Annotated in this window: 27 protein-coding genes; 9 read left to right on the top strand and 18 right to left on the bottom strand. The window is 73.3% G+C overall.

What is annotated here, in order from left to right:
- Positions 1-42: 42 nt before the first annotated feature.
- Together ACFFXY_RS12390 and sigK are read right to left on the bottom strand one after the other, a co-directional pair.
- Positions 43-783 carry an anti-sigma factor gene (locus tag ACFFXY_RS12390; protein ID WP_382350463.1) on the bottom strand — a complete coding sequence of 247 codons (741 nt, stop codon included), beginning with the start codon at positions 781-783 and terminating at the stop codon, positions 43-45.
- Complete coding sequence (gene sigK, locus ACFFXY_RS12385) at positions 780-1,394, bottom strand: ECF RNA polymerase sigma factor SigK (RefSeq protein ID WP_382350460.1); 615 nt, start codon at positions 1,392-1,394, stop codon at positions 780-782. The genes ACFFXY_RS12390 and sigK overlap by 4 nt, the downstream gene beginning before the upstream one ends.
- Positions 1,395-1,541: 147 nt before the next feature.
- Here sigK and ACFFXY_RS12380 point away from each other — a divergent pair, with 147 nt between their 5' ends.
- Positions 1,542-2,780, top strand: a complete 1,239-nt coding sequence (locus ACFFXY_RS12380) for an alpha-hydroxy acid oxidase (RefSeq protein WP_382350457.1) — start codon at positions 1,542-1,544, stop codon at positions 2,778-2,780.
- On the opposite strand, the gene ACFFXY_RS12375 is transcribed toward ACFFXY_RS12380, so the two are convergent.
- The gene (locus tag ACFFXY_RS12375; protein ID WP_382350454.1) at positions 2,743-4,035 is read right to left on the bottom strand and encodes an MFS transporter; all 1,293 of its coding nucleotides are present in this window, start codon (positions 4,033-4,035) and stop codon (positions 2,743-2,745) included. The genes ACFFXY_RS12380 and ACFFXY_RS12375 overlap by 38 nt on opposite strands.
- A gap of 70 nt (positions 4,036-4,105) precedes the next feature.
- Between ACFFXY_RS12375 and ACFFXY_RS12370 the strand changes: the two genes are divergently transcribed.
- A complete protein-coding gene (locus ACFFXY_RS12370; RefSeq protein WP_382350452.1) occupies positions 4,106-5,083 on the top strand; it encodes a GlxA family transcriptional regulator in 978 nt (325 codons plus the stop codon).
- Here the strand turns inward: ACFFXY_RS12370 and ACFFXY_RS12365 are convergent.
- Positions 5,080-5,493: a Rid family hydrolase gene (locus ACFFXY_RS12365; RefSeq protein WP_382350450.1), complete on the bottom strand. Its 414-nt coding sequence runs from the start codon at positions 5,491-5,493 to the stop codon at positions 5,080-5,082. The genes ACFFXY_RS12370 and ACFFXY_RS12365 overlap by 4 nt on opposite strands.
- Positions 5,494-5,583: 90 nt before the next feature.
- On the opposite strand from ACFFXY_RS12365, the gene ACFFXY_RS12360 reads away from it, so the two are divergent.
- Entirely contained in the window at positions 5,584-6,072 is a 489-nt protein-coding gene (locus tag ACFFXY_RS12360; RefSeq protein ID WP_382350447.1) for a MarR family winged helix-turn-helix transcriptional regulator, read from the top strand.
- Here the strand turns inward: ACFFXY_RS12360 and xynC are convergent.
- The 4 genes from xynC to ACFFXY_RS12340 all read right to left on the bottom strand — a co-directional run bounded on the left by xynC (position 6,069) and on the right by ACFFXY_RS12340 (position 10,063).
- Entirely contained in the window at positions 6,069-7,334 is a 1,266-nt protein-coding gene (gene xynC / locus ACFFXY_RS12355) for a glucuronoarabinoxylan endo-1,4-beta-xylanase XynC (protein ID WP_382350444.1), read from the bottom strand. The genes ACFFXY_RS12360 and xynC overlap by 4 nt on opposite strands.
- A 95-nt stretch (positions 7,335-7,429) precedes the next feature.
- Entirely contained in the window at positions 7,430-8,212 is a 783-nt protein-coding gene (locus ACFFXY_RS12350) for a SigB/SigF/SigG family RNA polymerase sigma factor (RefSeq protein ID WP_382350441.1), read from the bottom strand.
- Between the two features lie 79 nt (positions 8,213-8,291).
- Complete coding sequence (locus ACFFXY_RS12345) at positions 8,292-8,912, bottom strand: response regulator (protein ID WP_382350439.1); 621 nt, start codon at positions 8,910-8,912, stop codon at positions 8,292-8,294.
- The gene (locus ACFFXY_RS12340; protein ID WP_382350436.1) at positions 8,912-10,063 is read right to left on the bottom strand and encodes a sensor histidine kinase; all 1,152 of its coding nucleotides are present in this window, start codon (positions 10,061-10,063) and stop codon (positions 8,912-8,914) included. The genes ACFFXY_RS12345 and ACFFXY_RS12340 overlap by 1 nt, the downstream gene beginning before the upstream one ends.
- 216 nt (positions 10,064-10,279) lie before the next feature.
- Here ACFFXY_RS12340 and ACFFXY_RS12335 point away from each other — a divergent pair, with 216 nt between their 5' ends.
- Both ACFFXY_RS12335 and ACFFXY_RS12330 read left to right on the top strand, forming a co-directional pair.
- The gene (locus ACFFXY_RS12335; RefSeq protein WP_382350433.1) at positions 10,280-10,852 is read left to right on the top strand and encodes a GlcG/HbpS family heme-binding protein; all 573 of its coding nucleotides are present in this window, start codon (positions 10,280-10,282) and stop codon (positions 10,850-10,852) included.
- Positions 10,852-11,598, top strand: a complete 747-nt coding sequence (locus ACFFXY_RS12330) for an ankyrin repeat domain-containing protein (protein ID WP_382350431.1) — start codon at positions 10,852-10,854, stop codon at positions 11,596-11,598. The genes ACFFXY_RS12335 and ACFFXY_RS12330 overlap by 1 nt, the downstream gene beginning before the upstream one ends.
- Here ACFFXY_RS12330 and ACFFXY_RS12325 read toward each other — a convergent pair.
- The 5 genes from ACFFXY_RS12325 to ACFFXY_RS12305 all read right to left on the bottom strand — a co-directional run bounded on the left by ACFFXY_RS12325 (position 11,591) and on the right by ACFFXY_RS12305 (position 15,698).
- Entirely contained in the window at positions 11,591-12,208 is a 618-nt protein-coding gene (locus ACFFXY_RS12325) for a CatB-related O-acetyltransferase (protein WP_382350637.1), read from the bottom strand. The two genes, ACFFXY_RS12330 and ACFFXY_RS12325, sit on opposite strands and share 8 nt — an antisense overlap.
- A 110-nt stretch (positions 12,209-12,318) precedes the next feature.
- Positions 12,319-12,936, bottom strand: a complete 618-nt coding sequence (locus tag ACFFXY_RS12320) for a hypothetical protein (RefSeq protein ID WP_382350428.1) — start codon at positions 12,934-12,936, stop codon at positions 12,319-12,321.
- A 115-nt stretch (positions 12,937-13,051) separates the two neighbouring features.
- Positions 13,052-13,579: a DinB family protein gene (locus tag ACFFXY_RS12315; RefSeq protein ID WP_382350425.1), complete on the bottom strand. Its 528-nt coding sequence runs from the start codon at positions 13,577-13,579 to the stop codon at positions 13,052-13,054.
- An 87-nt stretch (positions 13,580-13,666) separates the two neighbouring features.
- On the bottom strand, positions 13,667-15,244 hold the full coding sequence (locus ACFFXY_RS12310) for a multicopper oxidase family protein (protein ID WP_382350423.1): 1,578 nt from the start codon (positions 15,242-15,244) through the stop codon (positions 13,667-13,669).
- Positions 15,237-15,698: a hypothetical protein gene (locus ACFFXY_RS12305; RefSeq protein WP_382350421.1), complete on the bottom strand. Its 462-nt coding sequence runs from the start codon at positions 15,696-15,698 to the stop codon at positions 15,237-15,239. Before ACFFXY_RS12305 ends, ACFFXY_RS12310 begins: the two co-directional genes overlap by 8 nt.
- 85 nt (positions 15,699-15,783) lie before the next feature.
- On the opposite strand from ACFFXY_RS12305, the gene ACFFXY_RS12300 reads away from it, so the two are divergent.
- Positions 15,784-16,662, top strand: coding sequence for a LysR family transcriptional regulator (locus tag ACFFXY_RS12300; protein WP_382350419.1), 879 nt, complete (start codon positions 15,784-15,786; stop codon positions 16,660-16,662).
- 20 nt (positions 16,663-16,682) lie between these two features.
- Here the strand turns inward: ACFFXY_RS12300 and ACFFXY_RS12295 are convergent, their stop codons facing one another.
- The 3 genes from ACFFXY_RS12295 to ACFFXY_RS12285 form a co-directional block, all read right to left on the bottom strand.
- Positions 16,683-17,123 (bottom strand): YybH family protein, encoded by a 441-nt coding sequence (locus tag ACFFXY_RS12295; protein ID WP_382350417.1) that lies wholly within the window; start codon positions 17,121-17,123, stop codon positions 16,683-16,685.
- A gap of 142 nt (positions 17,124-17,265) precedes the next feature.
- Positions 17,266-19,536, bottom strand: a complete 2,271-nt coding sequence (locus tag ACFFXY_RS12290; RefSeq protein ID WP_382350414.1) for a beta-L-arabinofuranosidase domain-containing protein — start codon at positions 19,534-19,536, stop codon at positions 17,266-17,268.
- Between the two features lie 121 nt (positions 19,537-19,657).
- Positions 19,658-19,828 carry a hypothetical protein gene (locus tag ACFFXY_RS12285; protein ID WP_382350411.1) on the bottom strand — a complete coding sequence of 57 codons (171 nt, stop codon included), beginning with the start codon at positions 19,826-19,828 and terminating at the stop codon, positions 19,658-19,660.
- 436 nt (positions 19,829-20,264) lie between these two features.
- Here ACFFXY_RS12285 and ACFFXY_RS12280 point away from each other — a divergent pair, with 436 nt between their 5' ends.
- Genes ACFFXY_RS12280 through ACFFXY_RS12270 form a run of 3 tightly spaced genes read left to right on the top strand, consistent with a single transcriptional unit; the run spans position 20,265 to position 23,319 of the window.
- The gene (locus ACFFXY_RS12280) at positions 20,265-21,695 is read left to right on the top strand and encodes a serine hydrolase domain-containing protein (protein WP_382350408.1); all 1,431 of its coding nucleotides are present in this window, start codon (positions 20,265-20,267) and stop codon (positions 21,693-21,695) included.
- Positions 21,692-22,666 (top strand): sensor histidine kinase, encoded by a 975-nt coding sequence (locus ACFFXY_RS12275; RefSeq protein ID WP_382350405.1) that lies wholly within the window; start codon positions 21,692-21,694, stop codon positions 22,664-22,666. The genes ACFFXY_RS12280 and ACFFXY_RS12275 overlap by 4 nt, the downstream gene beginning before the upstream one ends.
- A complete protein-coding gene (locus ACFFXY_RS12270; protein WP_382350402.1) occupies positions 22,663-23,319 on the top strand; it encodes a response regulator in 657 nt (218 codons plus the stop codon). Before ACFFXY_RS12275 ends, ACFFXY_RS12270 begins: the two co-directional genes overlap by 4 nt.
- A gap of 76 nt (positions 23,320-23,395) precedes the next feature.
- Here ACFFXY_RS12270 and ACFFXY_RS12265 read toward each other — a convergent pair whose 3' ends face one another.
- Positions 23,396-23,902 (bottom strand): glutathione peroxidase, encoded by a 507-nt coding sequence (locus ACFFXY_RS12265; RefSeq protein ID WP_382350399.1) that lies wholly within the window; start codon positions 23,900-23,902, stop codon positions 23,396-23,398.
- Between the two features lie 103 nt (positions 23,903-24,005).
- Entirely contained in the window at positions 24,006-24,974 is a 969-nt protein-coding gene (locus ACFFXY_RS12260) for a glycoside hydrolase family protein (protein WP_382350396.1), read from the bottom strand.
- Positions 24,975-25,018: the final 44 nt, after the last annotated feature.

Raw genomic sequence — 25,018 nt, 5'->3', positions numbered from 1 at the left:
AAAGCGGGCCCGGCCTGGCGGCCGGGCCCGCTTCTGCGGAGGTCAGCCCTCTAGGGGGACGTCCGCGACCATCGGGAGCGTGGGGGCCGGGGAGCCGCCCGCGGGCTCCTCGGTGACGCCGATGAGTTCGGCGTCGCCGAGTCCTTCGACGAGCATCGTGGCGGAGCGGTCGCCGGGGTTCATGACGCCCGCGGAGACCTGGCCTTCGGGGTCGACCATCCAGACCTGGTAGGACCGCTCCTCGCCGATGGCGGCGAGCCCGGCGAGGACCACGACGGCCTTGTCGAGCCGCTCGGAGTAGACGACGGTGACGTCGCCGCCGCCGGTGGCCACGGTCCTGCCGACCTCGGCGTCCCCGGATTCGAGGACGGCGGCGATCTCGTCGGAGCGCGACGGCGCGGCCTCGCGCATGACCGACCAGGTGACGATGCCGCCGACGACGGCCATGACGGCGGCGAGGGCCCCGGCGGCGAGCGCGAGGCGCAGGCGCGGCATCCCGCGGTGGCGGCGCAATCGAGGTGCGGCCGTGCGGGGTTCGGGCGCGGGCGTCTCGGGGGCCTCCTGGCGGACGCGGGAGGCTTCGGCGAGGACGCGGGCGCGCAGCCGCGGCGGCGGGTCGGCGATCGTCACGTCGGAGAGGCGCCACACGGCCTCGCGCAGTTCGGCCGCCTCCTGGGCGCAGGACTCGCACTCGGTGAGGTGGTGCTCGACCTCGGCGCGCTCGTCGTCGTCGAGGGCGTCGACGGCCCAGGCGCCGATGAGGGTGTGGACGTCGGCGCTCATCGGGCCACCTCCAGGCAGTCGCGCAGTTTGAGCAGGCCGTCCCGGATGCGGGACTTGACCGTGGGCACGGCGGCGCCGAGCAGGGACGCGACCTGCCGGTAGGTGTGGCCGCCGTAGTAGGCGAGGGTGACCGCCTGCCGCTGGAGCTCGGTGAGGGTCGAGAGGCAGCGGCGGACCTGGCGGTGCTCCAGGCGGACCGCGGCGGCCTCGGCGACGGCGTCGTACTCGGGTTCGGGGCGCGCGGCGGCGCGGCGCTCGCGGTCGCCGGAGGCCTGCACGGACCGGACGCGGTCGACGGCGCGGCGGTGGGCGATGGTCGAGAGCCAGGCCCCGGCGGAGCCGCGGGCGGGGTCGAAGCGGGTGGCGGTGCGCCAGACCTCCACGAGGACCTCCTGGGCGACCTCCTCGGCCTGCGCGGGGTCGCGCAGGACGCGCAGGCACAGGCCGTAGACGCGCGGCGCGGCCTCGTCGTAGAGGCGCGCGAACGCGTCCTCGTCGCCCAGTGCCGTGGCGTGCAGCAGCTGTTCGAGCGCGGGCATCCTCGCCTCCTCCACCGCCGTCCGGCGGTCTCCGCCTGTGCTCCAGGCCGATGGATTCCCCCTTGTGGACATCATCACGCTCCGAGGTGTTTGTCAACTCCGATCGCCCGGTATTCGGAGCGGAGGCGGCCCCGGACGGGTCCGGTGGCGGGGTTTTTTCCGCGCGGGCGACAATGGCCCGGACGGACTCCTCACCCATCGCATCCGATAGGCCCCCGCATGACGAAACGCCAGTTCCCCCGCCCCCACGACCTCCTGCCTTTGATACGTTTCAAAAAGCCGGACTTGAATGCGAAGCGGCGGCGCCTGAACGCCGCGCTCACCATTGCCGACCTGCGGACCATCGCGAAGCGCCGCACCCCGCGCGCGGCGTTCGACTACACCGAGGGCGCCGCCGAGGGCGAGCTGTCGCTCGCGCGGGCCCGCCAGGCGTTCGCCGACGTCGAGTTCCATCCGGCGATCCTGCGGGACGTCTCGAAGGTGGACACCGGCTGGGACGTCCTCGGGAAGCGCTCGGCGCTCCCGTTCGGCATCGCGCCCACCGGGTTCACGCGCATGATGCACACCGAGGGCGAGACCGCCGGGGCCGGGGCGGCGGCCGCCGCGGGCATCCCGTTCGCGCTCTCCACGATGGGGACGACCCCGATCGAGGACGTCGCCGCCGCGGGCGGGCCCGAGGGGCGCCACTGGTTCCAGCTGTACATGTGGAAGGACCGGGACCGGTCGATGGCCCTGGTCGAGCGGGCCGCGGCGGCCGGGTTCGACACGCTCCTGGTGACGGTGGACGTGCCGGTGGCCGGGGCTCGGCTGCGCGACAAGCGCAACGGCTTCTCGATCCCGCCCGCGATCACCCCGGGGACGTTCTTCAACATGGCCTCGCGCCCGGCCTGGTGGTTCGACATGCTCACCACCGAGCCGCTCTCGTTCGCCTCGCTCAACCGCTGGTCGGGCACGATCGCCGAACTCCTCGACACCATGTTCGACCCGACGGTGGACTACGAGGACCTCGCCTGGATCAAGGAGCAGTGGCCCGGGAGACTCGTCGTCAAGGGCGTCCAGACCGTCGCGGACGCGAAGCGCTGCGCGGACCTGGGCGTGGACGCCGTGACGCTGTCGAACCACGGCGGGCGGCAACTGGACCGCGCCCCGATCCCGTTCCACCTGCTTCCCAGTGTGGTGAAGGAGGTCGGGGACGACATCGAGGTCCACTTGGACACCGGGATCATGTCCGGAGCCGACGTGGTCGCCTCGGTGGCGCTCGGGGCGCGGTACACGATGATCGGCCGGGCCTACCTGTACGGGCTCATGGCCGGAGGGCGCGAGGGCGTGGACCGCGCGATCGCGATCCTCCGCGAGGAGGTCGAGCGGACCATGCGCCTCCTCGGCGTGGCCTCGCTCGACGAGCTCGAACCCGGGCACGTCACCCAGTTGCAGCGGCTGGTGCCGCGGTCCGCTTGATCATCAGGGACATCACCGCGGCGAGTGCGCACAGCGCTCCCGCGGTGAACCACGCCGGGTCGTAGTCCCCCGTGGCGTCCCTGACGAAGCCCGCGCCCCACGCGATGAGGGCCGCGCCCACCTGGTGCGAGGCGAGGACCCACCCGAAGACGACCGCGCCGTCCTCGCCGAAGTGCTCGCGGCACAAACTGATCGTCGGCGGGACCGTGGCGACCCAGTCGAGGCCGTAGAAGACGATGAAGAACAGCATCGGCGGCTTCACGTCGCCCGCGAACAGAGTCGGGAGCGCGAGCAGCGAGAGGCCGCGGAGCGCGTAGTAGACCGCGAGCAGGTGCCGCGGGTCGAACCGGTCGGTGAGCCAGCCGGAGAAGATCGTGCCGATGAGGTCCACGACGCCGATGACCGCCAGGAGCGACGCGGCGGCCGTCAGGGGCATCCCGTGGTCGTGGGCGGCGGGCACGAAGTGGGCGCCGACGAGGCCGTTCGTGGACGCGCCACAGATCGCGAACGTGCCCGCGAGGAGCCAGAACGCGCGGGAGCCGCTGGCCTGCCACAGGCCGCCGAGGGCCCGCTTCGCCGCGCCCTGCGTCGAGGGCGCGGGAGTGGTGTAGTCGGCGTCGGCGCCGAAGGGCTTGAGGCCCACGTCCTCGGGCCGGTCGCGCACCACCAGGAGCACGAGCGGGACCATCGCGAGCGCGGTGGCCGCGACCAGGAGCGAGGCCGCGCGCCAGCCGGGGCCCTCCACGAGGAGGCCGACGAGCGGCAGGAACACGAGCTGCCCGGCGGCGCCCCCGGCGGTGAGGATGCCCGAGACGAGGCCGCGGCGGGCGATGAACCACCGGTTGGTGATCGTGGCGACGAACGCCATGGCCATCGACCCGGTGCCGATGCCGACGATGAAGCCCCAGCACAGGACCAGCTGCCACGACTCGGTCATGAAGACCGTCGCGCCGCCGCCGAGGGCGATGAGGCCCAGCGCGATCGAGACGACGCGGCGGATGCCGTACCGCTCCTGGAGCGCGGAGGCGAACGGCGAGAACAGGCCGTAGAGCAGGATGTTCACGGAGATGGCGGCGGAGATGGTGCCGTGGGACCAGCCGAACTCGTCGTGGAGCGGCTCGATGAAGACGCTCGGGGTGGCGCGGAAGGCGGCCGCGCCGACGAGGGCGACGAAGCTGACGGCGGCGACCCACCAGGCGCGGTGAACGGTGCGGCGGCTGGTCTTCTCGGGTAGTTCTGGGGCTGCGATGGACATGGATACAGCTTCGCCGAGCGGCGGCGGGGCGGCCAGTGGCCGACAGGCCAACATGTGCGAAGATCGGGCCATGAGCGTCTTTCGGCATCCCGGGCGGCACCGCGTCGCGGTCTTCGTCCGGCACGGTCTCCTCCCCGTCGAGCTGGGCATCCCGCACCGGGTCTTCGGCTCGGCGAAGTCCGGCGGCGAGCACCTGTACGAGGTCGTCACGTGCGCGACGGCACCGGGCGAGATCCGGACCGACGCCGACGTGACGGTGAACGTCGCGCACGGCCCGGAGGCCCTGGAGGAGGCCGACACGGTCGTGGTGCCCTCGGCGCACGAGAACGACGAGTCGTGGACGGCCGGGCGGCTCCCCGCGGACGTGGCCGCGGCCATGGAGCGCATCGGGCCGCGGACGCGGATCGCGTCGATCTGCACCGGCTCGTTCGTGCTCGCGGCGGCGGGGCTGCTCGACGGGCGGATGGCCACGACCCACTGGGACGCGTCCGAGCGGTTCCGGCGGCTCTATCCGCGGGTGCGGCTGGAGCCGGAGGTGCTGTACACCGAGGACGGGCGCGTGCTCACTTCGGCGGGTGTGGCCTCCGGGTTCGACCTGTGCCTGCACATGACGCGCCTCGACTTCGGTGTGGCCGTGGCGAACCGGGTGGCGCGGCGCTCGGTGGTGCCGCCGCACCGCGACGGCGGCCAGGCCCAGTACATCGAGCGTCCCGTGCCGGAGGCGGGGTCGGCCGCGACGGGCCGGGCCCGCGAGTGGGCGCTCGCCCGCCTCCACGAGCCGCTGACGCTGCGGCAGCTCGCGGAGTGCGAGGCGATGAGCGTCCGCACGTTCACGCGGCGCTTCCGCGAGGAGGTCGGCACCTCGCCGCAGCGGTGGCTCCTGCACCAGCGACTGGAGCGGGCGCGGCACCTGCTGGAGCGCAGCGACGAGCCGATCGACCGCGTCGCGGCGGGCGCGGGGTTCGGGTCGGCGTCGTCGCTGCGCCTGCACTTCCAGGCGTCCCTGGGGGTCACGCCGAGCGCGTACCGCCGGACGTTCGCGGGCTAGGCGACGACCGCGGTCACGCGGATCTCGACGCGCATCCCGGGCGCGCCGAGGGCCGCGACGCCGAGTTCGGTCCAGATCGGCTCGCGGCCGCCCATGCGCTTGCGGAACTGCTCGGCCATGACGCGGCCCGGCCGCTCGCCGATGTACGCGGGGTCGTCGGGCAGGTGGTAGGAGTTCACGTGGATCACGTCGGCCCACGTGGCGCCCGCCGCGGCGAGGACGCGCTCGACGTTGTCGAAGGCGCGCACGATCTCCTCTTCGAGGTCCTCGGGGAATTCGAGGTCGTCGTTCCAGCCGCCCTGGCCGGAGATCTCGACGCGGTCGCCGACGCGCACGGCCTGGCTGTAGCCGAGCATCCCGTGCAGCTTCTCGCCGGCGCCGGGGGTGATGAAGAACTGCGGCTCGCTCATGGTGTTCCCTCCATTTGACTTCATGCTTGAAGTCATCGTAGCACGATTGACTTCAAGCATGAAGTGACCGCCGCCGGTTAGACTGCGCGCATGGCCGAGACACAGGAGAACGCCGCGTCGGCGCCGGTGCGCTGGCTCGATCCGGCCGAGAAGGACGCCTGGACCGGGCTCGTCTCGCTCGTCTACCTCCTCCCGCCGAGTCTCGAAGGCCCGCTTCACAAGGAGTGCGGCATCACCCTCTTCGAGTACCTGGTCCTCAGCCACGTCTCCGAGGCCCCCGGGCGGCGCCTGCGCATGAGCGAGCTGGCGTTCCTCGCCAACGGCTCGCTCTCGCGCCTGTCCAACGTGGTCAAGCGGTTCGAGCAGCGCGGCTGGATGGAGCGCTCGCCCGACCCCGAGGACGGCCGCTACACGATCGCGGCCCTCACCGACGCCGGGTTCGACCTCGTCCGGGCCGCGGCCCCGGTCCACGTCAGGGCCGTCCGCGAAGCGGCGCTCGACCGCCTCGACGCGGACGACCACGCCGCGCTCGCCAGGATCGCCGAGAAGCTCCGCGTCCGGCCCGTGGACCTCGCCTAGTTGAGCACGTAGGTCCGGATGCTCTGCGCCGGGAGCTGGGACCCGAAGGAGCCGTTGGTCATCGGGACCGCGTTCGAGGCCGCGAGCGTCTGGGTCGAGGTGGTCACCCAGGTCGCGAACGAGCCCGTGCCGCCGCCTTCGAGCGTGAACGGCAGGTAGACCGCGGAGGCGTTCTTGTTCACGGCCACCATGACGATCCGCGAGCCGCTCTTGAACGCGGAGATGTACACGCCCGACTGCGGGTTCGCGGTCGCGGTGATCCGCTGGAAGCCCGGCCGCACCCACTTCGCGAAGTGCGCCAGGTTCGCGCCGCGCTTGCTGATCTGGCCGTCCTCGCGCATCGGGCCGTAGCCGCGGCGGATGTACCACCAGATGTACGCCTGGAAGCGGCCGTTCACGAGCGCGCGGTGCACGTGCTCGCCGACGTCGAGCGCCCCGGGCCACAGGTCGGCCGAGTCGCTGGAGTTCGGGTAGTAGACCTCGGTCATCCACAGCTCCTTGCCCGCGCCCTTCTGCTCGAACAGGGGGTACGGGAAGTCGGCGGGCTGCGTGCCGTAGAGGTGGGCGCCGAGGATGTCCGTGTTCGCCAGCGCGGCGGCGTCGTTGAGGATCGGGTCGGACATGCTCTTGCGGTACTGGAAGGACTCGGGGGCGATGACCCTGGTGCTGATCGCACCGGAGTTCTCCTTGAGGAAGCGCACGATCTCGGCGGCGGTCCAGGCGGTCCACTCGCTGGCGTAGTCGGGCTCGTTCTGGACCGAGACGGCGTAGAGGTTGACGCCGTTATTGCGCATGTAGACCGTGAAGTTGTTCAGGTGCTGGGCGTAGGCCGCGTACTGGTCGTAGCGCAGGCGCTTCCCGCCGGAGAAGGACTCGGTCATGCTCGCGGGCGGGTTCCAGGGGGAGGCGATGACCTTGGCGCCGAGGGCGACCGCGCGCTGCGCGGTGGCGACCTCGCGGCTCCAGTTGGCGCTGTCCTCGTGGACGGGGATGCGGAGGATGGAGAATCCGAGCTGCCCGGCGCCGTTGCCGAAGGCGGTGTCGCGCTGGGCGGCGGTGAGGTCGCTGATCCACACGGTGTGGTTCATGCCGCCGAAGCCCTGGATGGTCTGCTGCCCGATGGAGGGCTGGATGAGGACGGTGGTCTGCGCGGCGGCCGCGTCGGCGATGAGGGGCGCGCCGATGATCGGGAGCGCTCCCAGAGCGAGCAGGGAGCGGCGGTCGAGTCGCGGGGCGCGGGGGTCGTCGGGGCGAGGTGCCATCGTTCCTCCAGGAGGTCGGGAGTGTTGTTCCCGTTCACAATACATCGAAATACTTCAATTCGAAAGCGCATTCCGCCGCCATTCCGGGCGTCCGGTCACGCGGTCGTCAACCGCTCCCGCAGTTCTTCGAGCACGCCCTTGAGGAGCCGCGAGACGTGCATCTGCGAGATCCCGATCTCCGCGCCGATCTGCGCCTGGGTCTTCTCCTCGAAGAACCGCAGCGCCAGGATGCGCCGCTCGCGCTCGGGCAGGTCGCACAGGAGCGGCGCCAGCGCCTCGAACTCCTCCACGAGCGCGAGCGCGAGGTCCTCGCCGCCGAGGGTCTCGCACAGCGGCGCGCGGCCCGGGTCGCGGTACTCGGGCTCGTCGAGCGAGACCGACCAGAACGCCTGGCGCGCTTCGAGTCCCTCGTCCACCTCGGCCTCGGTGACGCCGAGGCGCTCGGCGAGGTCCGCGCCCGTGGCGGGGCGGCCCAGCTCCTGGGCGAGGTCGGCGGCGGCCTTGTTGATCGCCAGGCGCAGCTCCTGCAAGCGGCGCGGGACGCGCATCGGCCAGGCCGTGTCGCGGAAGCAGCGCCGCACCTCCCCCATCATCGTGGGCACGGCGTACGACAGGAACTCGCAGCCGAGGGTCGGGTCGAAGCGGTCCACGGCGTGGATGAGGCCGACCGAGGCGACCTGGAGGAGGTCGTCCTTGACGATGCCCTTGCCGCTGAAGCGCTGCGCGATGTGCTCGGCGAGCGGCAGGTGCCCGGTGATCAGCCGCTCGCGGAGTTCGGCGCGGCGCGGGTCGTCCGCGTCCAGTGCCGCCATCTCGGGGAAGAGCGGGGCCAGGTCGCGGTAGTCCGCGCGAGTCGACGTGTGCTGTCCTGGTGCCATTGCGGGTATCGCCCCCCGATCGTGACCCGAGCGTATAACGACGGGCTGCTCATGTCCGGGACACGAGTCGAATCGCAGGTCAGCGCCGGATCAGGCCCTGCTGGACGGCCGCGGCGACGGCCGCCGTCCGCGAGTCCACGCCGAGCTTCGCGAAGATGTGGACCAGGTGGGTCTTGACGGTCGCCTCGGTGACGAACAGGCGCTGCGCGATCTGCCGGTTCCCCAGGCCCTCGGCGAGGAGGGCGACGATCTCGGACTCGCGGGCCGTCAGCGCCGGGCGGCCGGACCGGGCCTGGTCCATCACGCGCGCGGCGACTTTCGGCGACAGGGACGACTCCCCGCGGGCGGCCGCGCGGATCGCCGCGAACAGCTCCTCGGGCGGGCAGGCCTTGAGCAGGTACCCGGTGGCCCCGGCGGCGACGGCGCGGCGCACGTCCGCGTCCGACTCGTACGTGGTCAGCACGAGGACGCGCGGCGCGTCGGGGAGCTTCGCGACCTCCTCGGCGACGGCGAACCCGTCGGGGCCGGAACCGAGCTGGAGGTCCATGAGCACCACGTCGGGCGCGCACCCGCGGATGCCGCGCAGCGCCGCGGCGGCGTCGGCGGCCTCGCCGACCACCTCCATGTCGCTCTCGCCGTCGACGAGCGCGGCCAGGCCCGCCCGGACCACGGGGTGGTCGTCCACCAGGAACAGGCGCATCACGGCTCCTCACCGAGCGGGACGGACGCGGCGAGCGCGGTGCCCTCGCCGGGGCGGGACTCGACCGCGAGGCTCCCGCCGACGCGTGCGAGGCGCTCGCGCATCCCCGGCAGGCCGAACCCGCGGCCGGACGGCGCGGTCGCGCCGGGGTCGAAGCCGCGGCCGTCGTCGCGCACGTCGAGGGCGACGGCGTCGCCGAGGTGCGAGAGCGTCACGACCGCCTCGGAGGCGGCCGCGTGCTCGACGGTGTTCGCCAGGGCCCCTTGGGCGACGCGCAGGAGCACCGCGGCGGCGGCCTCGCCGGTCCCGGCGGACTCGCCCTCCTCGCGGAAGACCGTGCGCAGGCCCGAGCGGTGCGTGACGTCGGCGCACAGCTCGCGCAGCGCGTCCGCGAGGCTGCGGCCTTCGAGCCGCGCGGGCGTCAGGTCGTGGACGAAGCGGCGCGCCTCGGCGAGGTTCTCGTCCGCGACCGCCGCGGCCTGGGCCGCGAGGGCCCGGGACCGGTCGGCGCCCCAGGACCGGTCGGCGGCCTGGAGCAGCATGCTGATGCTGGAGAGCCCCTGCGCGAGCGTGTCGTGGATCTCGCGGGCGAGGCGACCGCGCTCTTCGAGGGCCCCGGCGCGCAGCTGCGAGGCGGCGAGGGAGTCGCGGGCGGCCACGAGGTCGTCGATGAGGCGCTGGCGCTCGCGGATCTCGTACTGGAGGGCCCAGAACACGGCGGTGATGATCGCGGCGATGCCGATCGGCGCGAGCACCAGACTCGGGTCGAACACCTTCGCGATGCGCAGTTGACCGGCGACGACGGCCGCGGTGAGCAGCACGGCGGCTGCGATGACCCCCGCGGTCGGCAGCAGCCGCAGGCACAGGAAGTACAGAGGGACGGCGCACCACGCGAACGAGGGCGCCAGCAGCACGAGCGCCACCGCCACACCGATGACCAGGCCGAGCCACACCGGCAGCGCGGGCCCGAGCCGCCGCCACCAGACCACGCCCGCCCCGTAGAGCAGCGCCAAGAGCCCGGCCACCGCGAGCGCGGCGACGGTGAGCCGGTCGGCCAGCTCGTGCCGGGCGACCACCCTCGCGGCCGAGGCGGCGAGCAGCAGGAAGAACGCGGCGTGCATCGCGCCGTTCAACCAGGAGCGCTCCCCCACGGTCCCTCCGCCTCTCCTCCCCGGGGGCCCAGCGTAGGCCCGCGTGCCGCCCGCCCGCGGGCGCTTCGCGTCAAGGGTGCCCCGGACGCGCGGCGGGCGCGTCAATCGAAGGATGGAGACCGGATCGATCCGCCGCTCGATGCGGGGGCGGGGCCGCGGCCGAAGACTTGGCGGAGTGCCGGCGGAACCGCCGGACTCGATCCGAAGGAGCACCACATGCACGCGATCAACCTCCGCAAGCGCCTCGCCGTCGGGGCCGTCGCCGGACTCGCCGTCGTCGGCGGCATCGTCGGCGTCAGCGCCTACGCCGCACCGGGCGCCGAGACCGGGCCCGTCGAGGCCGTCGCGGTCGCCGAGGTCCAGGACGACGGGGTGCGCGGCGCGAACGCCCTCACCCGCGAAGCGGCCCTCGCAGTCCTCGACGCCGCCCAGGACAAGGCCGCCGAGCTCGACCAGCGCGTCACCGTCGCGATCGTCGACCGGGCCGGGAACACGGTCGCCATGGTCAAGGGCGACGGCGCGGGCCCGCAGAGCCCCGACTCGGCCGAAGCCAAGGCGTACACGGCCGTCTCGTGGGGCCAGGCCACCAGCGACCTGACGGAGAACGCCGTCGGCGACGGCGCGACGGTCGCCGACATCCCCGGGACCCTGTTCCTCGCGGGCGGCGTCCCGGTGGTCTACGACGGCGCGCCGATCGCAGGGATCGGCGTCGGCGGCGCCCCCAGCGGCGACATCGACGAGGAGATCGCCCTCGCGGGCCTCGCGGCGCTCGCGGACCTGGAGGGCTGATGAAGGCGCGCAAGGGGATCGGGCGCAGGCTCGTGCTCGCGGCCGGGGCCGGCTCGCTCGCGGCCTGCGCGCCGGTCCCCGAACCGCGCGGGCACCGCTCGGTGCGGGAGACCGAACGGACCGCCGCGCGGGTGCAGGGGAGCGTCGAGGACTGGAACCGGGAGCTGCTGGAGGCCGCCGCGGCCGGGGACGCCGACGGGGCGGCCCGGCTGCTGGGGCAGGGCGCGGAGCCGGACGTGCGCGACGGGGAGGGCCGCAGCCCGCTCATGCTCGCGGCGCTGGCCGACGAGGTGGCGGCGGCGCGGGTGCTCGTGGAGTACGGGGCGGACCCGGACGCGCGCGACGCCCTCGGGGACACCCCGTGGGTGACGTGCGGTGTGACCGGGTCGGTCGCGATGATGCGCGCGATCCTCGACGCGGGCCCGGACCTGGAGGTCCCGAACCGGCGCGGCGGCAGCCCGCTGCACCCGGCCTCGGAGCGCGGGCACGCCGACTACGTGCGGGAGGTGCTGGCGGCCACGGGGATCGCCGAGTACATCGACCGCGTCAACTACAACGGGTGGACGGCGCTGCTCGAAGCCGTGGCGCTCGGCGACGGCGGGGAGCCGCACCAGGAGGTCACGGCGCTGCTCCTCGACGCGGGCGCGGACGCCGCGGTCCGGGACAGGAACGGGCGCACCGCGCTCGACCACGCCCGCGAGCGCGGGTACGGGGTCATCGCGGACCTGCTGGAGGGCGTCAGGTGAGGCCGTTGGCCTCGGCAATGGCGAAGATGTCGGCGGGGGTGCCGGACATGATCGCGCGGGCGTGCTCGGTGACGAGTTCGACGGGCCAGTCCCACCAGGCGGCGCGCAGGAGCAGTTCGATCTCGTCGTCGGCGAAGCGCCTGCGGATCGGCTTGGCGGGGTTGCCGCCGACGATCGTGTAGGGCGCGACGTCGGCGGTGACGAGGGCGCCGGTCGCGATGATCGCGCCGTCGCCGATGGTCACGCCGGGCATGACGGTCACGTTGTTCCCGAACCAGACGTCGTTGCCGACGGTGGTGTCGCCGCGGCTCTCCACGTTCATGACGATGTCGAGCGTCGACTCGGCCCACGCGCCGCCGAAGATCGCGAACGGGAACGTCGAGACCCCGACCATCGGGTGGTCGGCCCCGGCCATGATGAACCGCGTCCCCGTCGCCAGCGCGCAGTACCTGCCGATGCGCAGCTTCTCCGGACCGTACGAGTAGAGGACGTTCCGCTCCTCGAACTCGGTGGCCGCGTCCGGGTCGTCGTAGTACGTGTACTCGCCGATCTCGATCTTCTCGGAGGCGACGAGCGGCTTCAGGAACACGACGCGCGGCTGTCCGGCCATCGGGTGCAGGACGGTGGGGTCGGGGATCAAGCGGGGTCCTCTCGGTGGGCCCCGGGGGCCGCGGGTGCGGCCCCCGGGATTCAAGCGGTTCCGGCGCGGGGCCGGAGGGGTCAGATGACCTGCCCGGTCTGGGACTGGAAGGAGTCGCCCTGCGGGGTGGTCTCGGTGTAGACGGTGTCGAGGAAGCCGTCGCCGTCGGAGTCGACGAGCGTGGTGTCCGCGACGCCGTCGCCGTCGGAGTCGATCTCGATCTCGTCCACGAGGCCGTCGCCGTCGTAGTCGGTGGCCACGACGTCGGCGTAGCCGTCGCCGTCGGTGTCGGTGACGACCTGGTTGACGAAGCCGTCGCCGTCGGTGTCGTAGGAGACCTGGTCGACCACGCCGTCGCCGTCCGTGTCGGACTCGAAGGTGTCGGCGACGCCGTCGCCGTCGGTGTCGTAGACCGCGGTCTCGAAGGTGCCGTCGCCGTCGGCGTCGATGAGCAGCTCGTCGGAGACGCCGTCGCCGTCGTAGTCGACCGCCACGCCGTCGGCCTGGCCGTCGCCGTCGGAGTCGATGTAGGTGACGCCGTCGGCGGTGATGGTGTTGTCGGCGTAGCCGTCGCCGTCGAGGTCGAAGGTCTCCTCGACCGTGACGCCGGGCAGGCCGCCGAGGCTCTCGTCCTCGGTCGTGTACTCGTCCTCGACGCCGGTGTCGGTCTCGTCGGGGGTCACGTCGTACTCGCTCATGGTGCTCATCCTCCGCTTGAATGTGTGCTTGGGTTGCTGATGACGACTCTACGAGGGCCGGGGGTCCCCAGAATCCCCAGAGTGTGCCAACCGCACCATTGATTCGGCGGCGGGTTCAGGCCGCGGCGCGCACGAGGCGGAGCTGGCCGATCTCGGCGGCGTTCTTCATCAGCTCGGCGTTGACCCATCCGGCCAGGTGGGCGACGGTGAGCCCGGCGTCGGCGGGCCAGGGGTACCCGGAGGGCGCGTCCAGGTCGGCGTCGGCGAGCTCGTCGAGGACGGCGAGCCACTCGTCGCGGTGCCCGCGGAGCCATTCGACGGCGGCGGCGGGGCCGGGCCACTTGACGTCGGCGCGGTCGGCCGGGACGCGGCCCCGCACGTGCGCGGCGGCGGTGGTCCACCACCAGCCGAGGTGCCAGGTGAGCCAGGCGATCGTGGGGACCGGGACGGGGTCGGGCTCGGTGTCGGCCCAGTCGGGCTCCCAGCCGTCGGGGCCCGGGTGGAGGGTCCAGGTCAGGGCGGCGGGCGACCACAGGAAGTCGTCGTCTTCGAGTCGTTCGAGGTGGTACTCGAAGAGCGCCCAGGTGAGTTCGAACTGCCAGCGGAGCAGGCCGGTGCGGTCGGTGGGTGCGGCGTCGGACATCGGCCGATCCTCGCATGCGGCAACGGGTCCGGTACAGCGGTTAAACCGGGGCCCGACGCGGTCGGGGCCCCGGTCCGCGCCGCCCGATCAGACGATCTCCAGGTTCGCCATCATCCCCATGTCCTCGTGCTCGGCGTTGTGGCAGTGGAAGAGGTAGCGGCCCCGGTAGCCGTCGAAGCGGGTGATGATCTCGGCCGACTCGCCGGGGCGCAGCGCGATCGTGTCCTTGAGCCCGGCGTCGTGCGGCAGGGGCGCGCCGCCGCCGCGCGAGAGCACCCGGAAGCCCACGAGGTGCAGGTGGACGGGGTGGTGGACGTCGGCGACGAGCCGCCACACCTCGACGTCGCCGAGGCGGGCGGTGACGTCGGCGCGGGCCGGGTCGAACGGGAGGCCGTCGATGAGCCAGCCGTGCCGCCCGTCGTCCATGCGGCCCGCGCGGAAGGCGAGGTCGCGGACGACGGCCGCATCCGCGCGGTCCCACTCGGGGAGGTCGTAGGCGAGGGTCGCGGGGATCTGCGCCGGAGTGCCGTCGCGGGCGACGCGGAACCGCATGACGTCGGCGGCGGGGCCGGTCCCGAGCCGGTTGCGCAGGCGCACGGCGGAGCCGACGGGCAGGCCCCCGAAGTCCACGAGCAGGTCGTAGCGTTCGGCGGGCGCGATCGGCAGCCGGTCGTGGGGCACGGGCGCGGCGAGAAGGCCCTGGTCGGCGCCGATCTGCACCAGCGGGACGGTCCGGCCGTCGTCGGCGACCGCTTCGAGCTCGTAGTGCCTCGCGTTGGAGGCGTTGAGGACCCGCAGCCGGTACAGGCCGGTGTCCACCTCGTGCTCGGGCCAGGGCGCGCCGTTGACGAGGACCACGTCGCCGAGGACGCCCGCGAGGTAGGGCTCGGTGACGCCGTGCTCGCCGGTGAGGCTCGGGTCGACCGCGGGGTAGGCCAACTGGCCGTCCTCGTCGAAGGCCCGGTCGGCGATCATCAGCGGCAGTTCGCGGTCGCCGCGCGGCAGGTCGAGGGCGTCCTCCACGTCATCGCGCACGAGGTGGAGCCCGGCGAGGCCGCGCCAGATCGCCGGGGCGGTGAAGTCCATGCGGTGGTCGTGGTACCAGAGCATGGCGGCGCGCTGGTCGAGCGGGAACCCGTACTCGCGCTGGAGGTTCGCGACCGCCGCGCGGTCGTCGGCCATGGAGTGGCCCGCGTGGCCGGTCCAGCCGTCGGGGAGCACGAGGTCGGTCGGGTAGCCGTCGGAGGCGGCGGGGGTGCGGCCGCCGTGGAGGTGGAGGACCGTGGGGACGGGGAGTTCGTTGCGGTGCAGCACCGTGGTGTGCCGCCCGCGCCGCGCCTCGATCGTGGGGCCGGGGAAGACGCCGCCGTAGGTCCACAGCCGCGTCGCGAAGCCGGGGATGATCTCGGCCTCGGCCTCCTGCTGGACCAGCTCGTACCGGTCGCCGTCCGCAGTGGACTCGACGGGGGCGAGCACGGGCGGGACCGGCAGGGGCGCCGTGAACGGCTCGGGCAGCGGCACGGCGCTGCGCAGCAGATCCCCCGTGGCGGCGGGGCGGCGGGCCCAGGCCGCGGACAGGGCGAGCCCGCCCGCCGCGACCGCGCCGATCCCGGCCCCGATCCCGAGCGCCCGCCGCCGCGAGACCGGCGCGTTCCACTCACCCATCGGCCCGGACCTCCTTGGCGCGCCTGGGAAGCGGACGCCGCCACACCGCGGCGAACGCCCCGGCGATCCCGGCGACCAGCGCGGCCCCGAGCGGGAAGTGCAGCCACAGCGCGCCGCCCGTGCCCGCGAAGTACTGCGCGGTCACGCCGGCCACGAGCGCCAGCGAGGACCAGAACGGCCACGCCCGGCGGCCCCGGACCCACACGGCCGCCGCCGCGCCGAGGTGCGCGATCGCGATGTAGGACACCAGGTCCGCGCCGCGCACGTGCCAGGCGAGCCCGTCGAAGTCGCCGCTGAGGTACACCCCGGCGAACACCGGCTGCGCGAACCCCGCGACCAGGTAGGCCGTGGTCACGCCCCGCAGGACCCACCCGCTCGCCGCGGTCCGCTCGGGTGCCGGGCCGGGCGGCGCGGTCGCCGCCTCCGGCGCGTCGATCGTCGTTTCTCGTTGCATGGCACCGAGGTTATGACCGATCGGTTAATTCATCAAAGACCAATATCGCTATGCTGTTATGACTCGAACGACATGAGGAGCACCCGTGGACCTGAACACCCTGCGCCAGTTCCTGGCGGTCGCCCGCCTGGAGCACCTCAGCGGCGCCGCCGCCGAACTGCGCGTGGCCCAGCCGTCCCTCAGCCGCAGCATCGCCCGGCTCGAAGCCGAACTCGGCGCGCCCCTGTTCGACCGCGCGGGCCGCTTGCAGCTCAACGACACCGGCCGGCTCTTCCGCGACCACGTCGAACGCGCGATCGGCGAACTGGAGGCCGGTCGCCGCGCGGTCGCGGAGTCCCTCAGCGGCGGCGCGGGCAGCGTGCGCCTCGCCTCGGAGACGTTCCTGCCCCTGACCGGGCCGCTCAACGCGTTCACCGCCGCGCACCCGGACGTGGAGCTGCGCCTCCACCAGATGGCCCCGGCCGAGATGGAGCGCGCCCTGCTCGCCCAGGAGGTGGACCTGTGCCTCGCCTCGCAGCCGGTCGCCGCGGACCGCACCGAGTCGGCGGTCGTCGCCGTCGAACCGGTCTGGCTCGCGACCCCGCTCGGCCACCGCCTCGCCGCCGCGGGGCGCGTGTCCGTCGAGGACCTCGCCGAGGAGCCGTTCGTGACGACCCGGCCCGGCCAATGGCAGCGCCGCCTCCTCGACCGGCTCCTCACCGAGCGCAACCGCGTGCCGCGAATCGTCTGCGAGACCGACGAGACCGCCGCCACGTTCGCGCTCGTCACCGCGGGCATCGGCGTGTGCCTGTTCCCCGAGATCGCCCGGACCACCTGGGCCATCCCGGGCGTCGCCTGGGCCGCGATCGACGACCCGCACTGCACCCGCACCCTCAGCCTCCACTGGACCGACGGCGACCGCCTCCCGGCCGCCGCACGCCTCATGCGGGCGCAGATCCTGGAATGGGACTGGACCGGGGCCTGAGCAGGTCGGGGCGCGGACCCTTACGGCCGCAGGTCGGCCACGCCCTTCCCGGTGGCGATGTCGAAGGGCACCGACACCTGGTCGTGGGCGATCCGCCACTCCCCCGCCGACTTCACGAGGCAGAACGTCGCGCGCACCCACATGCCCTCGGTGACCGCGCCGTTCTTCAGCCTCCCGCTGAGCCGCCCGAAGGCGTGTCCGAACGCGACGGTCTCGTCCACAGTCAGCCGCAGGTCCCGCAGCTCGTAGTCCACTGCTGCGAACACGGCGAACACGTTCGCCCAGTTCTTCAGCTTCGCGGCCACCCCGACGTGCTGGAGCGGCGGCTCGACGTCGAAGGACACCACGTCCTCGGCGTACAGCCGCCCGAGCGCATCAAGGTCCTTGGCGCGCAACCCCTCCACGATCGACCCGATCCGCTCCCGGATCGCCGCCTCGTCCGCCTCGCGCTGCTTGGTCATCGTCTCGTTCCCTTCTCTCGGTCGGAACCGTTCGGAACGTTGACGGGACAGCGGCCCCGGATGTGACGCCTCCCGACCGAGACCTGGAACACGTCCCCGGTCCGGGCGACCCGCCGGGCCTCCCGGGACGATCCGGCGCCCGCTAGGGGGCGGCCCAGCGCATGAGGCGCGCGGTGGTGACCGCGGGGGTCGGGAGGCCGTCGAGGGCGGTGAGTTCGAGGTCGAGCGCGGCGGGCCGCGGCTCGGCCGCGAGTTCGGCGGGCACGCGGTAGTGGAGGTCGAACGACTCGTCGCCGCCGTCCCAGCGCTCTTCGGCGACGAGCACGCCGCCGAGGCGCACCGCGACGGCCGCGGGGCCGTTGAGGCGGAAGCCGATCCGCAGTTCCCGGGCCTCGCCCTGCGGGTCCTTGAGCGTGACGGCCATCGACGCGGCGGTCGAGCGGGAGCGGCGGCCGTCCGCGCCGGTGTGGACCTGCGTGTCCTCGCCGCGGAAGGCGTGGTCGGACTCGGGCTGCTGCTCGCCGAACGCGACCTTGTCGACGGTCGTGCGGTCGAGCGCGAGCGACCCGTGGTCGGCGGCGGCGAGCGCGGCGCGGCGCTCCGCGATCCCGGAGGGCTCGGCGACGGGCCAGTACACGGTGTACCTGGCGTCGTGGAGCCCGAAGAACGGCTCCAGCTCGACCGAGCCCGCCGGGTCGGCGGTGGCGAGCCGGTAGCGCAGCGGCCCTTGGGGTTCGAGGACGTCGGCGGCGGGCAGGTCGGCGACGATCGGGGTGTCGGCGAGGCCGAGGAGGGGGCCGTGGGCGACGTGGCCCATGCGGGAGTCGTCGGCGAGGAGGCCGTCCAGGCGTCCGGCGCCGGTGCGGGCGGCGAGGAGGATCGGCCCGGCGAAGTACGCCTGCCAGGGCGAGCCGTCGGGGAGGCGTTCGGCCCGCACCGGCGCGAGGAGGCCGAAGGCGACCACGTCGCCCTTGCGCCAGGTGCGCTCGATGAGGACCGCGCCCGGTTCGGCGGTCGTGTCCACGGGCTCGTCGTTGACGCGCAGGTCGGCGAGGCCCTCGGCCCAGCCGGGCACGCGCAGGCGGAGCGTGAACTCGCGGGCCTCGTCCAGGTCGAACCAGACGGTGACGCCGGCGCTGGAGGGGAAACGGGTCTGGACCCTGATCCGGCCGCCGAACTCGGGCGCGTCGAGGACCGCGGGGAGGTACAGGTTGACCGCGAGCGCGCCGTCGTGCTCGCCGAAGACGAGTTCGCCGTACTTGGCCTGGGCTTCGATGCCGGTGCCGACGCAGCACCACATGCTGGTGTGGGGCTGGGAGTAGACGCGGTAGTGGCCTGGGCGCATGGGGGTGAAGTAGACGAGGCCGCCGTGGTCGGGGTGCTGGGAGGCGAGCTGGTGGTTGTAGGCGGCGCGCTCAGCGAAGTCGAGGTGGGCCGGTTCGAGGCGGTGCTCGGCGAGGCGGCGGGTCAGCTTGAGCATGTTGTAGGTGTTGCAGGTCTCGGGGCCCTCGCGGTCCTCGATCATGGCGGTGAAGTCGTCGGCGGCGTGGAAGTGCTCGCGGACGGAGTTGCCGCCGAGGGCGACGGAGCGGTGCTCCACGACCTGGTGCCAGAAGTGGCGGGCGGCGGCTTCGAGCGCGGTGTCCCCGGTGGCCGCGGCGGTGGCGGCGTACCCGACGGCCTTGGGGATCTGGGTGTTGGCGTGGCGGCCGGTCAGGTCGTCGCGGCCTTCCAGGAGCGGGTCGAGGATCGCGCGGTGGGAGAAGCGGCGGGCCATGTCCGCGTAGTCGGTGCGTCCGGTGAGGGCGGCGAGGTCGGCGTAGGCCTCGTTCATGCCGCCGAACTCGGTGTCGAGCATGGTCTCGAACGCGTCGTCCTCGACGGTGGCGGCGATGTCGAGCCACCAGTCCGCGAGGCGCAGGACGACGGCGAGGGCCTGCTCGTGGCCGAGGATCACGTGGGCGTCGATGAGGCCCGCGAAGGTCTTGTGCAGGTTGTACCAGGGGACCCAGTGGTCGCTGGAGCCGAGCGTGCGCACGCCCGCGCCGCCGCGGAGGCCCTCGAAGAGCGCGGCGCCGCCGGGGACGCCGCCGACGTAGCCGGTGCCGAGGTGGTCCTGGGCGCGGGCGAGCTCGGCGACCATGCGGTCCAGGCGCTCGCGCGGCTCGGCCTCGCCGGTGGCGGCGGCGAGGAGGGCCAGCGCGGAGAGGTAGTGGCCGCCGATGTGGCCGTCGAGCCCGGAGTCCTCCCAGTTGCCGTACGAGGGCGCGGCGGGTTCGAGCCCGGCTTCGCGCAGGAAGGGGGCGAGGAGGCGGTCGGGGTCCATGGCGAGGACGTAGGCGAGGTCGTTGTCCAGCGCCCGCTTGAACGGGCCGTCCAGCAGCGTGACGCGGGTGAGCGGGAAGGCGTGCATCGGACCCCTTGCTTGTGTACCGGTAAATCTGCGTTGCCAATCTACCCGAGGGGCCCGGCCGCGGCGCACAAGGAAAGGCCCCCGTCCCACCAGACGGAGGCCCAGGTTCTCGGGTCGTTCGCTATCGGGGTCGTTCGATGTGGTCGCCCGCGGTGTCCTGCGTCGCGGCCGTGGCGTGGTCGGCGACGCCCGCGGTCAGGCCGGCGACCGCCAATGCCAGGGCGGCGGCCGCGATGATCCTGCGGCGGTACGGGTGGCGCATCTTGAACGCGTGGTCGGGTCGGTGCTGCATGGGCTCTGAGTTCCCTCGTCGATGGCTGGCCCGGGGGCCGTCCGGTGGGGACGGGGCACGGGCGTCGCGTGATCGGAAATGGTGGGTCCGCGTGGGAGGCGGGGATCGGCCGGGCGGCGCTGGGCGCGCGTCCGGCTATCGCATCAGAGGTCGACAGAGGGCGCTCGCGGCGCCCATCTGGTCGATGGCGCGCCGCCGGGTGAGTCGTGCGGCGGTTCGCATGGCTCGACCATACCAGGGCCCCCATTCGGGGGGTAGGAGTTCTTGCATGGTGGGACGATTGCGGACATCCCTCGCAAAGGCTTCCAGCAGGGATGACGGGTGACCGGGCGACCCCTGACTTTCGTCAGGGGCAGATCCCGACTTTCTTCCGATGGCAGCAGGTCAGGGCCGCAATAACGTTCACCGGGTACTCGTCCAGAACGGAGCCACCCACGTGAAACCCAAGGCCCTCAAGCTCATCGGAGCCGCCCTCGCGGCCGCCGCGGTCATCGCCGCACCGGCCTCCCCGGCGCACGCCGAGACCGCCCCCGATGCCGAGGCGTACGACGCCTACCTGACCGACCTCGTGGAGACCACCGGCGTGCCGGGCCTGTCCGCGGTCGTCACGCACGGCGCGGAGACCGTCTTCGCCGCCGGGTACGGCGAGGACTCGAACGGCGACCCGGTCACCGAGCGCACGCCGATGCGCGTCGCCTCGGTCTCGAAGTCCTTCACCGCCATGGCCGTCATGATCCTCGTGGAAGAAGGCGCGGTCGAGCTCGACGGCCCGGTGGCCGAGCAGCTCCCCGAGTTCGCGATGGCCGACCCGCGGGCCGGGGAGGTGACGGTCCGCCAGCTCCTCGACCAGACCTCCGGGTTCAGCGACACCACGATCGACGTGACCGAGCTGGACGACGCGGACTCGTTGGAGGAGTACGTGTCCCGCCTCGCGGACGACTCGCTCGCCGCCGACCCGGGCACCGACTGGGCGTACTGCAACGCGAACCTCAACGTCGCGGCCCGCCTGGTCGAGGTCGCCTCCGGGCGGTCGTTCGCGGACTTCATGCGCGAGCGGGTCTTCACGCCGCTCGGCATGGAGGACAGCGCCACCCGCGACGAGGACGTCATGCCCGGCCTGGGCTACAACTCGCTGTACGGGTGGTGGATCGCCCGCGAGGAGGCACCCGGGTTCCTCGACGACTCCGGCAGCGGCGGCGTCATCGCCAGCGCCGCCGACATGGGGAAGTGGCTCGCCAGCCAGAACGGCGAGGGCGTGCAGCTCGTCAGCCCCGCGGGCCTCGAAGCGATGCACGCTCCTTCGGCGGTCGAGGACTACGGGATGGGCTGGGGCGTGGAGTCGGACGGCACGCTGTCCCACTCGGGGAACCTCATGACCTACAACTCGGTCGAGTGGATCGACCCCGCGACCGGGTACGGCATCGCGGTGATGAGCACCGGCGCCGGACTCGCGGACGTCACGTGGACCGCCATGGAGGGCCTGGCCGCGATCGCCGAGGGCGGCACGCCCGCGGAGCCCTCGCGGACCGGGCAGGTCTACGAACTGGTACTCCTCCTGGCGGCCCTCGCCGCGATCGGCCTCGGGGTCCTCGGCGTGGTCCGCTCGCGCCGCTGGGCCGAGAAGCGCGCCGGGCGCAAGCTCTGGCGGACGGCGCTGCGGATGGTGCCGGTCCTCGTCCCGGCGGTCGTGTTCGCGGCCTTCCCCGCCGCCGTCTCGTTCCTGTCGAACGGCCGCACGATCCCGTGGAACCAGATGTTCTACTTCGCGCTGCCCCTCACGCTGACGCTGATGGCGGCGGCGGTGGCGGGGGTCGCGGTCGCGGTCGCGCGGGCGGTGCGGCTCAAGTCGGTAGGCTCTGCGGCGTGATCTACGGGGCAGGGCTGGCGCTCATAGCGGCCGCGGCGATGGTGAACGGCATCGACACCGTGCAGCTTCCGGCGTGGCGGCAGGCGGCGTTCGCGGTGCTGGCCCTGCTCGCGTACCTGTACGGGCGGCGGGTCGACTTCCGCCACGGCGCGCACCTGCTGCTCGTCGCCGCGGCGCTGACGGTGCCGGTGATGGTCGCCGACCGCGGCGAGGGCGTCACGATGTTCATGGTCTTGGGCGTGTTCGTGATGCTGCCGTGGTTCGGCGGCCGGTACCGGCGCCAGCAGGTGGCGCTGCTCCAGGCCGAACAGGAGCGCATCGCGCGGCTCGAACGCGAGCAGGACCTCGTGGCCGAGCGGGCGCGGGCGAGGGAGCGGGCGCGGATCGCCGCGGACCTGCACGACTCGGTCGGCCACGACCTGGCGCTCATCGCCCTGCGGGCCGGGGCCCTGGAGCTGTCGCCGGACCTGCCCGAGCGGGGCCGGGAAGCGGCGGCCGCGCTGCGCGCCAGCGCGGTCGAGGCCACCGACCGGCTCCGGCAGTCCCTCGGGATGCTCCGCGAGGAGGCCGCGCCGGTCGCACCGGCCGACGAGCCCGTGCGGGAGCTGGTGGCGCGGGCCGCCGCGGCGGGCCTGGACGTGCGGCTCGATGAGCTGCCGCCCGGTGGCGGTGAAGTGTTCGGGCCGCTCGTGGACCGGGCCGTCTACCGGGTCGTGCAGGAGGCGCTCACCAACGCCGCCAAGCACGCCCCGGGCGCGGCGGTCGCGGTCCTGGTCGAACTGGAGGACGGAGCGGTGCTGGTGCGGGTGTCGGACACGGGGGGCGCGGCAGCGCCGCGGCTGGAGCCGGGCGGCTCGGGACTGGCGGCGCTGGCCGAGCGGGTGCGGCTGCTCGGGGGTTCGTTCAGTGCGGGCCAGCGCGGCGGCGGGTTCGCCGTGGAGGCCCGGATGCCGTTGCAGGGGGAGCGATGATCAGAGTGCTGCTGGCCGACGACGAGGCCATGATCCGGGCCGGGGTCGCCGCGATCCTGGGGAGCGACCCGGGGATCGAGGTGGTCGCGGAGGCCGGGGACGGGGCCGAGGCCGTGGAGCTGGTGCGGGCGCACCGGCCCGACGTGGCGGTCCTCGACATCCGGATGCCGCGGCTCGACGGATTGTCGGCGGCGGTCGAGATCCGCGGTCTCGCACCGGCGACCGCGGTGGTCATGCTGACGACGTTCGACGAGGACGAGTACGTGATGCGCGCGCTCGGGGAGGGCGCGAGCGGGTTCATGCTCAAGGCGGCCGACCCGCGGGAGCTGATCTTCGGCGTCAAGGCCGTCGCCGAAGGCGCCGCGTACCTCTCCCCCAGGATCGCCCAGCGCGTCATCGCGAAGATGGGCGCGGCCGGGTTCGATCGCCCCACCCCGGAGAAGGAGCGGATCGCGGGCCTGACCCCGCGGGAGCGGGAGGTGCTCGGGCTGCTCGGGGAGGGCCTGTCCAACTACGAGATCGGCAAGCGGCTCTTCATGTCCGAGGGCACCGTCAAGGGCCACATGACCGCGATCTTCACGCGCCTCGGCATCCGCAACCGGGTCCAGGCCGCGGTCCTCGCCTACGAGGCGGGCCTGGTGGCCCGCCCCTGAGACGGGAGCGGCGGCGGGGCCGGGGGCCGACCGGCGAGCGGTCGGTGCCCGGCGGTGCGGCTCGTCCGACGGGCGGCTAGCGCTGGAGTTCGGCCTCGATGGCCTTGCGGAGCGCGGGGTCGTCGGGGGTGACCGTGGGGGCGAATCGGGCGGCGACCTCGCCGTCGCGGCCGAGGAGGAACTTCTCGAAGTTCCACTGGATCTCGGGGTCGGGGTCGGTGCCGCCCTCGGTCACCGGGCGGCGGGCGATGAGCTCGGTGTAGAGCGGGTGGCGGGTCTCGCCCGCAACACTGATCTTCGCCATGAGCGGGAACGTGACCGCGTACTGCACCGAGCAGAACTCGGCGATCTCCTCGTCGGTGCCCGGCTCCTGGCCCATGAAGTCGTTCGCGGGGAAGCCCAGGACCGTGAAGCCGCGGTCGCGGTATTCCTCGTACGCGGCCTGGAGGCCCTCGTACTGCGGGGTCAGGCCGCATTTCGAGGCGGTGTTGACGATGAGGACCACCTCGCCGAGGTGGTCGGCCAGCGATGCCGCCGTGCCGTCGTTGCGGTTGAAGCCGATCGTTCCCAGGTCCTGTCCCATGGGTCCCCCTTCTCGTCGCCGTTGCTCCGGCAAACCTACCCGCCGGGCGTCCGGTGCGGGGACGCCCGGCGGGTCGGGGTCGGGGTCGGGGTCGGGGGCGAGGTCAGGTGCGGGCGATGGCGATGCCCGTGTTGCTCCTGGCACCGGCCTCGTAGAACATGTAGAGGCGGCCGCCCTCTTCGGCGAAGCTCGGCGCGGCCGCGCGGGTGGCCTGCGGCTCGGTGTACAGGACGCCGAGGTGGTCCTCGCGGTCGAAGCCCGTGCCGACGTACGCGACGCGGATGCGGCCGTCGCCGGAGTGGTAGACGACGTGGCCGCCGCCGTTGCGCCCCCAGTAGTGGGCGCCCGAGATCTGGCCCTCCTCCCCCGCTCCGGGCGAGATGAGCGGCTGCTGCTTGAACTGCCAGCCCGAGGTCAGCGAGTGCGACCAGCCGATGAAGATCTTGCGGGTCCCGGCCTGGTTCCCCATGAACAGCATGATGTTGACGCCGGACTGGGTGGGGTGCGGGAAGACCCGCGCGTAGGACGCCTCCGACACGTTCGACGGGAGCATCGAGGTGTGCAGGACCGTGCCGACGTACGTGAAGTTGCGGCCGTCGGTGGAGGTGGCGACGCGGGTGGTGCGGTTGTCGCCGTGGAAGTACAGGTGCATCTTCCCGTCGGCCCAGTGGGCGTGCGGGCTGGAGACGTGCGGGACGGAGAAGTGCCCGCCCCAGTTCCGGTCGATGATCGGGTTCGCCGAGTACTCCTTCCAGGGCCCGGCGAGGGAGTCGGCGTAGGCGAGGCAGATCCCGCCCGGGTCGTCGTGCGGCGCGTAGTACATGTACCAGTTGCCCAGGGGGTTGGCGACCTTCCCGGCGACGTGCCGGATCGAGGGGAAGATGATCTCCTTCCGGGCGGGCGCGTAGCTCAGCTTGGACCGGTCCAGCGCCGCGCCGAGGCGGGTGAAGGTCGGGAAGCCGGGGACGGCGGCCGCGGCTGGGGCGGCGCCGAGCGCGGCGGTCGTGCCGAGGGCGGCGGCCCCCAGCAGCAGGCCGCGGCGGCCGAAGGCGGGTCGCGGTTCGGAACCCATGACGGACTCTCCTGTCCGGCCCGCGCGGTCGCGCCGCAATCCGG

It is taken from the genome of Glycomyces mayteni (assembly GCF_042428885.1).
Taxonomy (GTDB): domain Bacteria; phylum Actinomycetota; class Actinomycetes; order Mycobacteriales; family Micromonosporaceae; genus Glycomyces; species Glycomyces mayteni.
The sequence above is the reverse complement of the archived record's forward strand: the minus strand, read 5'-3'. Positions and strand labels throughout refer to the sequence as shown.